Origin of the sequence: Pseudomonas sp. MWU12-2345 (genome assembly GCF_023242385.1) — a bacterium.
Lineage (GTDB): Bacteria > Pseudomonadota > Gammaproteobacteria > Pseudomonadales > Pseudomonadaceae > Aquipseudomonas > Aquipseudomonas gingeri_D.
Window position 1 is genome coordinate 1 of record NZ_JALLJA010000034.1, and the last position, 13,774, is coordinate 13,774.

Here is a 13,774-nt window from a genome sequence, read left to right on the forward strand (position 1 = left end):
CGTGAACGACACCGGACTGTAGGAGCAGGGCTTGTCGGATCGCCGCACCGCCGCGAACCGCCGCGCAGCAGGCGGCCATTCACCACAGATCTATCAGGCCGGCGCCATTTCCTGCGCCAACCCCAGAAACGCCGCCGGCAAACGCGCCGCCTTGCGCTCCTTGAGGCAATACAGGTATTCGGGAATCTGCGGGGCATTCTCGATGGTCAGCACCCGCAGTTGCGGGTCGTGAGGGACTTCCTGCCGGGCAATGATGCTGATACCGATATTGCGTAGCACCGCCTCACGAATCGACTCACGGCTGCCGATTTCCAGCAGCGGGCCATAACTGACCTGCGCATTACGCAACAGCTCTTCCGTCAGATGCCGGGTGGTCGAACCCGGTTCTCGCATCAACAGGCAATGCCCGGCCAGCGCGCTCAGCGGCACATGATCATGTATCGCCAACGGATGATTGCGATGCACCGCCAGCACCAGCGGATCACTGCCCAGCACCCGGCGGATCAACCGTGGGTCCTCCAGCAACTGCGACGAAGCCGCCACATCGACCCGATAATCCTCCAGCGCCTCCAGCACCTGCTGGGAGTTGCCGATCTCCACCGACACTTCCACCTGCGGCAAGCGCTCGCGAAAGGCCTTCACCAGATCGAGGATGTAATACGGCGCCGTCGCGGCAATGCGCAAGGTGCCCTGCACCTGCCCGGCGTTGCGCAGGAAAAACTCGATATCGGCTTCCTGCTGCAACAGCGCCTTGACCATCGGCAGCAAGCGCGCGCCGTCTTCACTGACACTCAAGCGCCGACCGCCGCGATAGAACAACTCGACCGAGTACTGGCTTTCCAGATGACGGATCTGGGTGGTCACCGTGGGCTGGCTGAGCCCGAGCTTTTTTGCCGCCAGGGTGATGCTGCCCAGGCGGGCGACCATATAAAACGCCTTCAGCTCGGCACTCAGCACATCACCCTCTCATTCGTTTACTTGCGCAACAGACGCAACCCATTGAACACCACCAGCAGGCTCACGCCCATATCGGCGAACACCGCCATCCACATGGTTGCCAGGCCGAGGAAAGTCACCGCCAGGAAGATCGCCTTGATCACCAGCGCCAGGGCGATATTTTGCCTGAGGATACGCGCGGTCTGGCGCGAAAGGCGAATGAAAGCCGGAATCTTGCGCAGATCATCGTCCATCAGGGCGACATCGGCGGTCTCAATGGCGGTGTCGGTACCGGCGGCGGCCATGGCAAAGCCGATCTCGGCACGGGCCAGGGCCGGAGCGTCGTTGATACCGTCGCCGACCATGCCGACCTGATGGCCACGGGCATACAGCTCTTCGATGGCCTGCAGTTTGTCGGTGGGCAACAGATCGCCACGGGCCTCGTCGATCCCGACCTGGGCGGCAATGGCCGAGGCGGTGTGGATATTGTCCCCGGTCAGCATCAGGGTCTTGATCCCCAGCGCGTGCAACTCGCGGATCGCCTCACGGCTGGAAGCCTTGACCGTATCGGCCACGGCGAACAGCGCCAACGGGCCAGAGGCGTCGAGCAACAGAACCACAGTCTTGCCTTGTTTTTCCAGGGCGAAGAGTTTTTCTTCCAGGGCCGCCGAGCAGAGACCGAGGTCTTCCACCAGGCGATGGTTGCCCAAGTGATAACCCTTGCCGCCGACCTCGCCGCGCACACCGCGCCCGGCCAGGGCTTCGAAGGCTTCGACGTCACGCAGCGTCCACTGTTTGTCCTGCGCATCCTTGGCAATCGCCAGGGACACCGGGTGATCGGAACGCGCCGCGAGGCTGGCGGCGATCAAAGGCGCGGTCTCGACGAACAGTGGGTTGAGGACCAGATAGTCGGTCAGTACCGGCTTGCCGTGGGTGATGGTCCCGGTCTTGTCCAGGGCCAGGTAATCAAGCTTGTGCCCGCTTTCCAGGTACACCCCGCCCTTGACCAGAATGCCCTTGCGGGCGGCGGCGGCCAGGCCGCTGACGATGGTCACCGGGGTCGAAATCACCAGAGCACATGGGCAGGCGACCACCAGCAGGACCAGCGCCCGGTAGATCCAGTCGAACCACAGGCCGTTCATGAACAGCGGCGGCAGCACCGCCACCGCCAGGGCGAAGGCGAACACCGCCGGGGTGTAGATTTTCGCGAAGGTATCGACGAACCGCTGGGTCGGCGCCCGCGCGCCCTGGGCCTGCTCGACGGCATGGATGATCCGCGCCAGGGTCGAATTGCCCGCGATGGCCGTCACCCGATAGTCCAGTGAACCCGCCTGGTTGATGGTGCCGGCAAAGACCTTGTCGCCCGGATTCTTCTCGATGGGCAGGCTTTCGCCGGTGATCGGCGCCTGATCGACGCTGGAGCTGCCGTAGACCACTTCGCCATCGAGGCCGATGCGCTCACCAGGACGTACCCGGACCAAGGCACCCAGTTCGATGCTTTTAACCTCACGTTCGACCCACTCGCCGTCATCCTGGCGCACCGTGGCCTTTTCCGGCGTCATCTGCATCAGGCCGCTGATGGCGTTGCGCGCGCGGTCCAGGGACTTGGCTTCGATCAGTTCGGCGATGGTGAAGAGGAACATCACCATCGCCGCTTCCGGCCACTGCCCGATCAGCACCGCGCCGGTCACGGCGATGCTCATCAGCGCGTTGATATTCAGGTTGCGGTTCTTCAGGGCGATCCAGCCCTTTTTATAGGTGGTCAGGCCGCCGCTGAGGATGGAAACCAGCGCGATGATTGCCACCACCCAGGTCGGGGCCACGGCGGTGAAGTGAATCACTTCGGCGGCCAAGGCGCCGATACCGGACAGTGCCAGGGGCCACCAGGGCTTTTTCACTGGCGGCTGGCTTGGGGTTTCGGCGCTCGCACCCTCTTCCAACGGCTCGGCCTGCATGCCCAGGGACTTGATGGCGTCGACAATCGGCGTGGTCGACGACAGGTCATGGGTCACACCGAGGATCCGGTTGATCAGGTTGAACTCAAGCTGCTGCACGCCCGCCAGCTTGCCGAGCTTGTTCTGGATCAGCGTCTGCTCGGTAGGGCAGTCCATGGCTTCGATGCGGAAACGGCTCAACCGTGCGTCGGCACTGGTGGTCTCGCTGAGCTTGATCAGCGCGGGGGCTTCGGCGCTCGAACAGCAGCTGTGGGCATGCCCGGCCGCCCCATGGGAGTGGGAAGCCTTTACCGGCTGGAGGACACGAAAAGACTGAGTCGCGGGCTTATCGGCCTGACCGTGGTCATGGCCGTGGTCGTGACTATGCTTGTGATCGTGATCGTGATCGTGATCGTGATCGTGGCCAGCATGGGCATGATCGCCGGCAGGCTTGTGCGAAGTGTGGATGGAGTCGCTCATGGGTGCGTCCCTGAAAGTGCTTGTTGCCAAGTGAACACCCTGTAGCCACTATAGGGTCAAGCACCCTTTTCGGAGATCGAACGATGAAGATTGGCGAACTGGCGAAACTCACCGACTGCCAGGTGGAAACCATCCGTTATTACGAGAAGGAAAACCTGCTGCCGGAACCGGCGCGCAGCGAGGGCAACTACCGCCTGTACACCCAGGCGCATGTGGAGCGCCTGACCTTTATCCGCAACTGCCGCAGCCTGGACATGACGCTGGAGGAGATTCGCAGTTTGCTGGGGTTGCGCGACAGCCCGCAGGATCAATGCGAAAGCGTGAATGCGCTGATTGACGAGCATATCCATCACGTCAAGGCACGGATCGACGGGTTGCTGGCGTTGCAGACGCAGTTGCTGGATCTGCGCCAGCGTTGTGGCGGCGGGCCGGATCTGGATCAGTGCGGGATCTTGCAGCGGTTGGAGGTCAGCGGCAGCGTGGTGGCGGCTGAAGAGCATTCACATGTCGGCAGAAGTCACGGGCATTGAGGGCCTATTCGCGGGCAAGCTCCGCTCCCACAGGCCCCGAGTCGTGCACACCTTCTGTGTACGACGCAAATCCAATGTGGGAGCGGAGCTTGCCCGCGAAGCAGACGACGCGATACCGAGCCGAACTAGACCGCCATCGGCGCCGTCATCGGCGCATGGTGCTGGTAGCCTTCCAGCGAGAAATCCCCCGGTTCCACCAGCTCCAGCCACTCCGGCTGATAAACACCCGTCTTGGCAAACTCCGGCACACGGTCCGAAATCACCAACTTCGGCATCGGGAACGGCTCGCGAGTCAGCTGTTCGTTGAGCATGTCCAGGTGGTTTTCATACACATGGGCATCGCCGATGAAATAGGTGAACCAGCGCGGCGTATAGCCGGTCAGGCGCCCGATCAGGCTCAGCAGCGCCGCGCCTTCGGTCAGGTTGAACGGCGTGCCCAACCCCAGATCATTCGAACGGATGTAGAGGGTCAGGGAAATCTCCTTGGTCTCCACATTCGGATGAAACTGATAGAGCAAATGACACGGCGGCAAGGCCATTTCATCCAGCTGCGCACAGTTCCAGCCATGGAACAGAATCCGCCGGCTACCCGGATCCTTGATGATGGTGTCGACGCACTGGCGCACCTGGTCGATGGCCTTGTACAGCACCACATAGGCCTGGCCGTTTTCCTCGCCTTCGGCAATCTGCCGATACCCCTGGCCCAAGGTCTGCTCGATAGCCGCGACGTTGCTCTTGGCAATCTGCTTGTACGCCGGCCATTTACGCCATTGCACCCCATAGATCTCGCCCAGGTCGTCTTCGCCCTGGCGGAACGGGTTGGCCAGCCACTGCGCGTTTTCGTTGGCGTTCTGGTCCCAGACCTTGCAGCCCAGCGCACGGAACTCGGCGGCGTTGTTCACCCCACGGAGAAAACCGCACATCTCGCCGACAGCGGATTTGAACGCCATCTTGCGGGTGGTGATCGCCGGAAAACCTTCCTGGAGGTCATAACGCAGCATGGCCCCGGGAAAGCTGATGGTGTTCACGCCGGTACGGTTGGCCTGCTTGGTGCCGTTCTTGATGACGTGGGCGACCAGTTCGAGATATTGCTTCATGAGTTACCTGCATCCTTGAATACGGGGCCCGCGAGCCCCGATTCGAATTTAAAGCGCGGCGTCTTTCGCGGCCGGTGTAGTCGGGGCGCGGTGATAGGCGAACCACAGCAAGCCCAGGCCGCCGATGATCATCGGCAGGCTGAGGATCTGCCCCATGGTCACCCAGCCGAACGCCAGGTAGCCGAGCTGCGCATCCGGCACCCGGACGAACTCGACGACAAAACGGAAGATCCCGTAGAACAACGCGAACATGCCTGAAACCGCCATGGTCGGCCGCGGCTTGCGCGAGAACAACCAGAGGATCACGAACAGGGCCACGCCTTCCAGGGCGAACTGATACAGCTGCGACGGGTGACGCGGCAACTGGGCCGGGTCGCTGAACGGCGGGAAGATCATCGCCCACGGCAAGTCGGTCGGTTTGCCCCATAGCTCGGCGTTGATGAAATTGCCGATCCGCCCGGCACCCAGGCCGATCGGAACCATCGGCGCGACAAAGTCCATCAGTTGGAAGAACGACTTGCCGTTGCGCCGGCCAAACCACCAGGCCGCCACCATCACCCCGATAAAGCCGCCATGGAACGCCATGCCGCCCTTCCAGACCTCGAAGATCAGCGTCGGGTTGGCCAGGTAGGCGCTCAGATCGTAGAACAGCACATAACCCAGGCGCCCGCCAACGATGACCCCCATGGCCAGCCAGAAGATCAGGTCGGAGAGTTTCTCCTTGGTCCAGGTCGGATCGAAACGGTTCAGGCGCCGGGAGGCCAGCAGCCACGCACCGCCAATGCCGACCAGGTACATCAGGCCGTACCAGTGGATTTTCAGCGGGCCGATGGCCAGGGCCACCGGGTCAATCTGCGGGTAAGGCAGCATTGCAACTCCTCGATAGAGTAAAAATTCAGGGCCCGGCGAACAGCAATCGCCCGGGCCGGCGGGTCATGTTGCAACCGCGCCATTAAGCCAATATTGCGCCGGCATGACTGAACCGAGCCTGTGGCTCAGATCAGGAACTTCAGGCCGACAATGAACAACAGGCCGGCAAACAGCCGCTTGAGCAACAGCGGCGACAGCTGGTGTGCCAGTTGCACACCGAAGCGAGCAAAAAACATACTGGTCAGGGCAATCCCGAGCAAGGCCGGCAAATAGATAAAGCCCAGGCTGTGGGCCGGCAACAATGGATCGTGCCAACCCAGGATCATGAAACTCAAGGTACTGGCCAGTGCAATCGGCAAGCCACAGGCCGAGGACGTCGCCACCGCCTGCTGCATCGGCACGCTGCGCCAGGTCAGGAACGGCACGGTCAGGGAGCCGCCGCCGATCCCGAAAATCGCCGAGGCCCAGCCGATAAACGCCCCCGCCAGGCCGAGGCCGAACTTGCCGGGCACGCTGCGGCTGGCCTTGGGCTTGAGGTTCAGCGCCATCTGCGCCGCCACCACCAGGGCGAACACGCCGATGATCTTCTGCAGGTGCGGGCCGGCGATGGCCTTGGCAGTCAATGCGCCGAGGCCCGAGCCCAGCAGGATGCCCACGGCCATCCAGGCAAAGACCGGCCAGAGCACCGCGCCGCGCTTGTGATGCCCGCGAATGGTGTTGAACGAGGTGAAAATGATCGTCGCCAGGGACGTGCCCACCGCCAGGTGCGTGAGGATCAGCGGATCGAACCCTTGCAGGGTGAAACTGAACACCAGCACCGGGACGATAATGATCCCGCCGCCCACGCCGAACAGCCCGGCCAGCACGCCGGCGCAGGCCCCCAAGACCAGATAGAGCAGAAATTCCATGCGCGACCCCGCAAAACAAGTCCGGCATGGTAACGGAAGGAGGGACACGGCTCTACTGGATGGCGATGGATACCCTGCGTAGAGTGGGCAAAAACATCGAGGACCACCTGATGTGCCTGATTGTCTTTGCCTGGCGCCCGGGCCATGCCCAGCCGCTGATCGTCGCGGCCAACCGTGACGAATTTTATGCCCGACCAAGCCTGCCCCTGGCGCAATGGCCGGAAGCGCCGCAGGTGTATGCGGGGCGTGATCTGGAGGCGGGCGGGACCTGGCTGGGGATCGGGGCCCGGGGGCGCTTTGCGGCCTTGACCAATATCCGCAATCCGCACCAGCCGGTGGCCCGGCGCTCACGGGGAGAGTTGGTGGCGCGTTTTCTCACCGAAGACCTGCCGATTGATGAGTATTTAGCCGAAATTCGCGCAAGATCGGCAGAATATGCCGGGTTCAACCTGCTCCTGGGAACAGCGGATGCGCTGTGGCATCTCAATTCCCACGAGGGTGAACCGCGCCAACTGGCGGAGGGTGTCTACGGGCTGTCCAATGCCGGGCTCGATACGCCCTGGCCGAAACTGCTCAAGGCCCGCGCGGCGCTGTCCTGGGAACTGGCGGATCCGCGACCGGAGGCATTGCTGGCGATGCTCGGCGACCCGACGATCGCGCCGCTTGCCGAGTTGCCGGACACCGGGGTGGGACAGGCAACCGAGAGTCTGCTGTCGAGCGTGTTTATCGCCAGCCCCAGCTACGGCACACGGGCCAGCACGGTGCTGATCAGCCACGCCGATGGCACGCGCCACCTCGTGGAGCGCAGCTTCGGGCCTTATGGCGGACATCTCGGAGAGGTGGAGATGAAAATTTAGTCCGCGGGCGCCTAGACGATTGCTATCGCTGGCAAGCCAGGCTCCTACAAGGTTGTGTCGTACCCATGATCAGTGAACGACGATGTACTGTAGGAGCAGGGCTTGCCCGCGAAGAGGCCGTTGAGTCTTGCGACGGCCTTGACGACACCTTCGCTGGCAAGCCAGGCCCCTACAAGGTCAGCCCTCAATGGGTGACGGTCGGCACCACCATCCGTGACAGCCCGAGATTCTTCAGCGCCAACTGCAAGGTACTGCGAATCACCTGCGGATTGTCGATGGTCATCACCTGGGCCAGCAGTTCCTGGGCCTTGCTCAGATTGATCTGGCGCAGCATCCATTTCACCTTCGGCAGGTTGGTGGCGTTCATCGACAGGCTGTCAAAGCCCATCGCCATCAACAGCACCGCCGCCATCGGATCACCGGCCATCTCGCCGCAGATACTCACCGGCTTGCCTTCGGCATGGGCGTCACGCACCACGTTCTGCAAGGCTTGCAGCACCGCCGGGTGCAGGTAGTCGTAAAGGTCCGCGACCCGTGGATTGTTGCGGTCCACGGCCAGCAGGTACTGGGTCAGGTCGTTGGAGCCCACCGAGAGGAAGTCCACCTGCCGTGCCAGCTCGCGGGTCTGGTAGACCGCCGCCGGAATCTCGATCATCACCCCCACCGGCGGCATCGGCACGTCGGTGCCTTCGTCGCGCACCTCGCCCCAGGCCCGGTGGATCAGGTGCAGCGCCTCTTCCATCTCGTGGATGCCCGAGATCATCGGCAGCAGGATCCGCAGGTTGTTCAGGCCCTCGCTGGCCTTGAGCATGGCCCGCGCCTGTACCAGGAAGATTTCCGGGTGGTCGAGGGTCACGCGGATACCGCGCCAGCCGAGGAACGGGTTGTCTTCTTCAATCGGGAAATACGGCAGCGACTTGTCGCCGCCGATGTCCAGGCTGCGCATGGTCACCGGTTGCGGATGGAACGCCGACAACTGCTCGCGATAGATCGCCAGCTGTTCCTTCTCGCTCGGGAAACGCTGGTTGATCATGAACGGCACTTCGGTGCGGTACAGGCCGACACCTTCGGCCCCGCGCTGCTGCGCCCGGGCCACATCCGCCAGCAGGCCGGTGTTGACCCACAGCGGCATGCGATGGCCGTCCGGGGTCACGCACGGCAGCTCGCGCAAGGCGTCCAGGCCCTCGGACAGCTGGCGTTCTTCTTCCACCACACCGGCGTATTGCTTGCGCAGCACTTCGCTGGGGTTGGTAAACACCTCGCCACGGGCGCCGTCGACGATCATCTCGATGCCGTCGACCTTCGAGTACGGCAGGTCCACCAGGCCCATGACGGTTGGAATGCCCATGGCCCGCGCCAGGATCGCCACGTGGGAGTTACCCGAACCCAGTACCGAGACCAGGCCCTTGAGCTTGCCTTCCGGTACTTCGCCGAGCATCGCCGCGGTCAGCTCTTCGCTGACCATGATGGTGTTGTCCGGGTAGACCAGGGCTTGCTGGCGTTCAGACTGCAGGTAGGCCAGCAGCCGGCGCCCGAGGTCCTTGACGTCCGACGCGCGCTCACGCAGGTAGGCGTCGTCCATCAGTTCAAAACGGTTGACGTGATCGGTCACCACTTGGCGCAAGGCGCCCTGGGCCCATTGGCCGGTTTTGATCACGTTGGTGATTTCGCTGCCCAGGGAGGCATCGTCGAGCATCATCAGGTAGACGTCGAACAACGCGCGCTCTTCCGGACGCAGCTGGGTCGCGAGTTTGGCCGAGAGCGTGCGCATATCGGCACGCACGCCTTCGATGGCGGTCTTGAACAGCGCCAGTTCGGCATCGATATCGGCGATCGCCTTGTCCGGCACCACGTCCAGGTCCGCCGGCGGCAACATGACCACCGCCGTACCCACCGCAGCACCCGGCGAACCCGGCACACCGATGAACTTGGCTTCCTGGATGCCCTTGCCTTCACGCCCCAGCCCACGGATCGAACCGGTGGCCTCGGCATGGGCGATAACGCCGGCCAACTGGGCGCTCATGGTCACCAGGAAGGCTTCTTCGCCCTCGTCGAACTGGCGACGCTCTTTCTGCTGGATCACCAACACGCCGACGACCCGGCGATGGTGGATGATCGGCGCACCGAGGAAGGAGGCATAACGCTCCTCGCCGGTTTCGGCAAAGTAGCGATACCGCGGGTGATCGGCGGCGTTTTCCAGGTTCAGCGGTTCTTCGCGCGTACCCACGAGGCCAACCAGGCCTTCGTTCGGCGCCATGCTGACCTTGCCGATCGAGCGCTTGTTCAAGCCCTCGGTGGCCATCAGGACAAAGCGGTTGGTTTCGGGGTCCAGCAAATAGACCGAGCAGACCTGGCTGCCCATGGCCTCTTTGACGCGCAATACAATAATGCCCAACGCCGCCTTGAGATCCTTGGCGGCGTTAACTTCCTGGACGATCTTGCGCAGCGTATTGAGCATGGCTCGGGGTCGAACTCCGTGTCAGTCGCGCGCCAACAGGCGCGGGGCAAGCTCTTTGAGCGCGCGACGGTAGACCTCGCGCTTGAATGTCACCACCTGGCCCAACGGGTACCAATAGCTGACCCAACGCCAGCCATCGAACTCCGGTTTACCGGTCAAATCCATCCGCACCCGCTGCTCGTTGGAGAGCAGGCGCAGGAGAAACCATTTCTGCTTCTGGCCGATGCACAGCGGTTGGCTGTGGGTACGCACCAGGCGTTGCGGCAAACGATAGCGCAACCAGCCCCGGGTACAGGCCAAAATTTGCACATCTTCGCGTTCCAGGCCGACTTCTTCGTTCAATTCACGGTACAAAGCGTCTTCAGGCGTCTCGTCCGGGTTGATCCCGCCTTGCGGAAACTGCCATGCATCTTGATTGATGCGACGTGCCCAGAGGACCTGCCCAGCATCATTCGTCAGAATTATCCCGACATTAGGACGGAAACCATCGGGGTCGATCACGGCAACCACCTCGCAAACGCATGTCATCGCATTGTTCCACAAAGGTTGTGAAAGCAGCAACGAGCCTGCCTACCTTATGTGCACTCTTGTGAAAAGACCGTATTCTGGAGGCCTTTTTACAGGCTTATCAGCGAGTAACCGCAATGCGTCTGGCTTTATTCGACTTGGACAACACACTTTTGGGCGGCGACAGCGACCACGCCTGGGGCGATTACCTCTGCGAACGGGGGATTCTCGACCCGGTGGCCTATAAAACCCGCAACGACGAGTTCTACCAGGATTATCTGGCGGGCCGCCTGGACAACGCCGAGTATCTGAATTTCTGCCTGGAAATTCTCGGCCGCAGCGAGATGGCGCAACTGGACGAGTGGCATCGCGACTATATGCGCGACTGCATCGAACCCATCGTGCTGCCCAAGGGCCTGGCGTTGCTGGCCCAACACCGCGACGCCGGCGACAAGCTGGTGATCATCACCGCCACCAACCGTTTTGTCACGGCACCGATTGCCGCGCGGCTGGGGGTCGAGACCCTGATCGCCACCGAGTGCGAGATGATCGACGGCCGCTACAGCGGGCGCAGCACCGATATCCCGTGCTTTCGCGAGGGCAAGGTGACGCGCTTGAACCGTTGGCTGGAAGAAACCGGGCATGGCCTGGAAGACAGCTATTTCTATAGCGATTCGATGAATGACCTGCCGTTGCTGGAGCAGGTGGCCAATCCCGTGGCGGTGGACCCGGATCCGAATCTGCGGGCCGAAGCCGAGAAGCGTGGATGGCCGGTGATTACGCTGCGCGATTGATGGCCTATTCGCGGGCAAGCTCCGCTCCCACATTAGATTTGCGCCGTGCACAGAAGGTGCGTACGACTCAGGACCCGATGTGGGAGCGGAGCTTGCCCGCGAAGAAGGCGACTCGGTGTCAGATCAGACCGGCTTGGCAACCATCAGATAAAAAATCGCCATAAACGACAAAAACGCCGGCCAGCCCAGCACAAACCACCAGCGCATATAGGTCTCGGCCTGGATCGGCATCGCCGTGCCGTCACCCAAGGCCTGCTCGGCCATCCTGTGCACCCGGATCTGCAGCCAGACCACCGGCAGCCAGCAGATCCCCGCCAACACGAACAGGCCCAGGCTCCACACCAGCCAGCCTTGCTGGATCGGCCAGCCCGCCAGATGCATCAACCCCAGCCCGCTCAACGGCTGGAACACCGCCGTAGTGGTGGTAAAAGCCCAATCGGCGAACACCAGGTGCTTGAAGGTCGCCGCAATCACCTCGACGTTGCCCGTGCGCCAGGCGCGCAAGGCGTAATACGCGGAACCGGCACCCAGGCCGAAAAGAATGGTGGAAGACAGGATATGCAAGGTTTTCAGCAGCAGGTAAGCACTCATCGACGCGGTTCGGTCCAAAGCAGCCAAAGGGTCGCCACCATCAGCACCAGATTCTTGGCGACGGCGGCATAAGGGTCAAACCAGTAGTGCGGCAGCACGAAGCTGATAATCAGGGTGTAGGCCCCCATCAACAGCAATTGCGCCCGGAACGTCCACTTGCGCGTACGCCGGAACAGCATCCCCAAGCCCAGCAGCCCGTCGCACAGCGACCCGGCGTAGACCGCGAACGCTGCGGAGTCCCCGCTTACCCCGGCCTCGGCCATGATCCGCAGGCTCCAGTCATAACCCGGCCCCAGGCAAACCACCGCCGTGCCCAGCCAGATCAACAGCATCACCGCCAGCAACAACGGTCGCAGTGCCGATTGGACACTCTGGCCGGCGTTCGGCCAGTCCTGCAGGCGAGTGGAGAGCGGCGCGGAGCGGTAACCACAGACCTCGACCAACGCCTCGGGACCGGCGACATTGTCACGCTGGGCCATGCGCAGGTTCTGGCGATTCAAGGCCCGCCAGCCCAGGCGCTCGCCCAGCCAGGCACCGGCCCGCGACAAGATCCCCGGCACCTTCACATACCGCGCAGGCCCCCAGCCCTGGGCCGCACGCAACTGATCGAGCACTTGCGCCAGGGTCAGCACTTGCGGCCCCACCAGCGGCAACACCTGGGAGTGCGCCGGCCAATGCCGCAGCAAGGCCAGCACGGCGGCGGACAAATCGTCGATATGCAGCGGTTGCAAGCGCGCTTGCAGGTCCAGCAAGGGGATCAGCGGCCAGGGCGACAGGCGCGCCAGCCAGGCACTGCTGGCCCCGCCGGCCCCCAGCAGCAACGAGGGGCGCAGGACCACGGCCGGCACGCCGAGCGTCATCAGGTAATCATCCGCTGCCGCCTTGCTCGCCAGAAATGGCACATCCGGCTGCTCGCCGGCGCCCAGCGCGGAAATATGCAGCACCCGCACGCCACGGCGCGCCGCCAGGTCGAACAGCGCCCGGGTGCCCAGGTCCTGGGTCAGGCGCAGTGCCTGCTCATCAGTGCTCAGCAACCCGGCGGCATTGATCAGCAGATCGATACCATGGGGCAGGATGAAATGTTTGGAGTCCTCGGCCAACCGATCCAGGTCGAGCACCTGCCATTCGACCCCCGGTAGCGAGCGCAGGTGATGATCACGGCTGGTGGCGATCACTTCGTGACCGGCGGCACTCAACGCCGCCAGCAAATGGCGGCCGACGAACCCCGTGGCCCCCACCAGAAGCACCTTCATGGCAAATCCCCGGCCTGACGGCTTAAACCGGTTTCGCGCCCATCAGGCCCGCAATAGCGACAAAACCGACAACCGTGAAAATCGCCAGGGCCAGCGTAAACCCTGGATGCCGCGCCGTGATACCACGGCGCAGGCGATTGAGACGGACCACCAGCCACACCCAACTCAGGGTGCACAGGGTGTAGAGCACGCTCGAACCCAGCAGCCAGGTCTGCCCCAACGGCCAACCGGACAGGTGCACCAACCACCAGCCACTGACCGGCAGCACGGCCAGGCACAGCGCCATCAGCCCCCAAACGAAGAACCAGGGACGCTGCAAAGTGTGATTTTGAATGGTTGTATCGCCGGCACGGCGTCCGCGCCAAAGCCTGATCGTCACCGCCAGCGCGCTGCCCAGCAAAAGCACCGGCGCCGCACCGTGTAGCAGTTTCAAGGCAGTGAGGGTTTCCATTTCATCGTTTCCCTGGTTTTACGATCAAATTTCGAGCAGCAATCAGATGCAGAGTCGAACACATCCCGTGTAGGAGCATGGCTTGCCAGCGAAGGGGCCCATGAGAGC

The 13,774-nt window shown here is 62.8% G+C and carries 13 protein-coding genes; 3 read left to right on the forward strand and 10 right to left on the reverse strand.

Annotated features, from left to right (window positions below; all coding sequences use genetic code 11):
- Positions 1–93 precede the first annotated feature (93 nt).
- Complete coding sequence (locus M5C71_RS33135) at positions 94–957, reverse strand: LysR family transcriptional regulator (protein ID WP_248769670.1); 864 nt, start codon at positions 955–957, stop codon at positions 94–96.
- A 17-nt stretch (positions 958–974) separates the two neighbouring features.
- Positions 975–3,350: a heavy metal translocating P-type ATPase gene (locus tag M5C71_RS33140; protein WP_248769671.1), complete on the reverse strand. Its 2,376-nt coding sequence runs from the start codon at positions 3,348–3,350 to the stop codon at positions 975–977.
- An 83-nt stretch (positions 3,351–3,433) separates the two neighbouring features.
- On the opposite strand from M5C71_RS33140, the gene cadR reads away from it, so the two are divergent.
- On the forward strand, positions 3,434–3,880 hold the full coding sequence (gene cadR, locus M5C71_RS33145) for a Cd(II)/Pb(II)-responsive transcriptional regulator (RefSeq protein WP_103499658.1): 447 nt from the start codon (positions 3,434–3,436) through the stop codon (positions 3,878–3,880).
- A 125-nt stretch (positions 3,881–4,005) separates the two neighbouring features.
- Here the strand turns inward: cadR and M5C71_RS33150 are convergent, their stop codons facing one another.
- From M5C71_RS33150 to M5C71_RS33160, 3 genes are all read right to left on the reverse strand, one after another.
- Positions 4,006–4,977, reverse strand: a complete 972-nt coding sequence (locus tag M5C71_RS33150; RefSeq protein ID WP_248769672.1) for a thymidylate synthase — start codon at positions 4,975–4,977, stop codon at positions 4,006–4,008.
- Between the two features lie 48 nt (positions 4,978–5,025).
- Positions 5,026–5,847 carry a prolipoprotein diacylglyceryl transferase gene (gene lgt / locus M5C71_RS33155; protein ID WP_103497949.1) on the reverse strand — a complete coding sequence of 274 codons (822 nt, stop codon included), beginning with the start codon at positions 5,845–5,847 and terminating at the stop codon, positions 5,026–5,028.
- Between the two features lie 125 nt (positions 5,848–5,972).
- Entirely contained in the window at positions 5,973–6,755 is a 783-nt protein-coding gene (locus M5C71_RS33160) for a sulfite exporter TauE/SafE family protein (protein WP_103497950.1), read from the reverse strand.
- A gap of 110 nt (positions 6,756–6,865) precedes the next feature.
- On the opposite strand from M5C71_RS33160, the gene M5C71_RS33165 reads away from it, so the two are divergent.
- Positions 6,866–7,612 carry an NRDE family protein gene (locus M5C71_RS33165; protein ID WP_248769682.1) on the forward strand — a complete coding sequence of 249 codons (747 nt, stop codon included), beginning with the start codon at positions 6,866–6,868 and terminating at the stop codon, positions 7,610–7,612.
- A 184-nt stretch (positions 7,613–7,796) separates the two neighbouring features.
- Here M5C71_RS33165 and ptsP read toward each other — a convergent pair whose 3' ends face one another.
- Both ptsP and M5C71_RS33175 read right to left on the reverse strand, forming a co-directional pair.
- A complete protein-coding gene (gene ptsP / locus M5C71_RS33170; protein ID WP_100942022.1) occupies positions 7,797–10,070 on the reverse strand; it encodes a phosphoenolpyruvate--protein phosphotransferase in 2,274 nt (757 codons plus the stop codon).
- A gap of 21 nt (positions 10,071–10,091) precedes the next feature.
- Positions 10,092–10,571 (reverse strand): RNA pyrophosphohydrolase, encoded by a 480-nt coding sequence (locus tag M5C71_RS33175; protein WP_040071746.1) that lies wholly within the window; start codon positions 10,569–10,571, stop codon positions 10,092–10,094.
- A 143-nt stretch (positions 10,572–10,714) separates the two neighbouring features.
- Here M5C71_RS33175 and M5C71_RS33180 point away from each other — a divergent pair, with 143 nt between their 5' ends.
- Positions 10,715–11,371, forward strand: coding sequence for an HAD family hydrolase (locus M5C71_RS33180; protein ID WP_103497951.1), 657 nt, complete (start codon positions 10,715–10,717; stop codon positions 11,369–11,371).
- A gap of 123 nt (positions 11,372–11,494) precedes the next feature.
- Here M5C71_RS33180 and M5C71_RS33185 read toward each other — a convergent pair whose 3' ends face one another.
- Genes M5C71_RS33185 through M5C71_RS33195 form a run of 3 tightly spaced genes read right to left on the reverse strand, consistent with a single transcriptional unit; the run spans position 11,495 to position 13,666 of the window.
- On the reverse strand, positions 11,495–11,962 hold the full coding sequence (locus M5C71_RS33185; protein WP_103497952.1) for a DUF2269 domain-containing protein: 468 nt from the start codon (positions 11,960–11,962) through the stop codon (positions 11,495–11,497).
- Positions 11,959–13,215, reverse strand: a complete 1,257-nt coding sequence (locus tag M5C71_RS33190) for an SDR family oxidoreductase (RefSeq protein WP_248769673.1) — start codon at positions 13,213–13,215, stop codon at positions 11,959–11,961. The genes M5C71_RS33185 and M5C71_RS33190 overlap by 4 nt, the downstream gene beginning before the upstream one ends.
- Before the next feature lie 22 nt (positions 13,216–13,237).
- Entirely contained in the window at positions 13,238–13,666 is a 429-nt protein-coding gene (locus tag M5C71_RS33195; RefSeq protein WP_152736775.1) for a DUF2269 family protein, read from the reverse strand.
- Between the last annotated feature and the right edge of the window lie 108 nt (positions 13,667–13,774).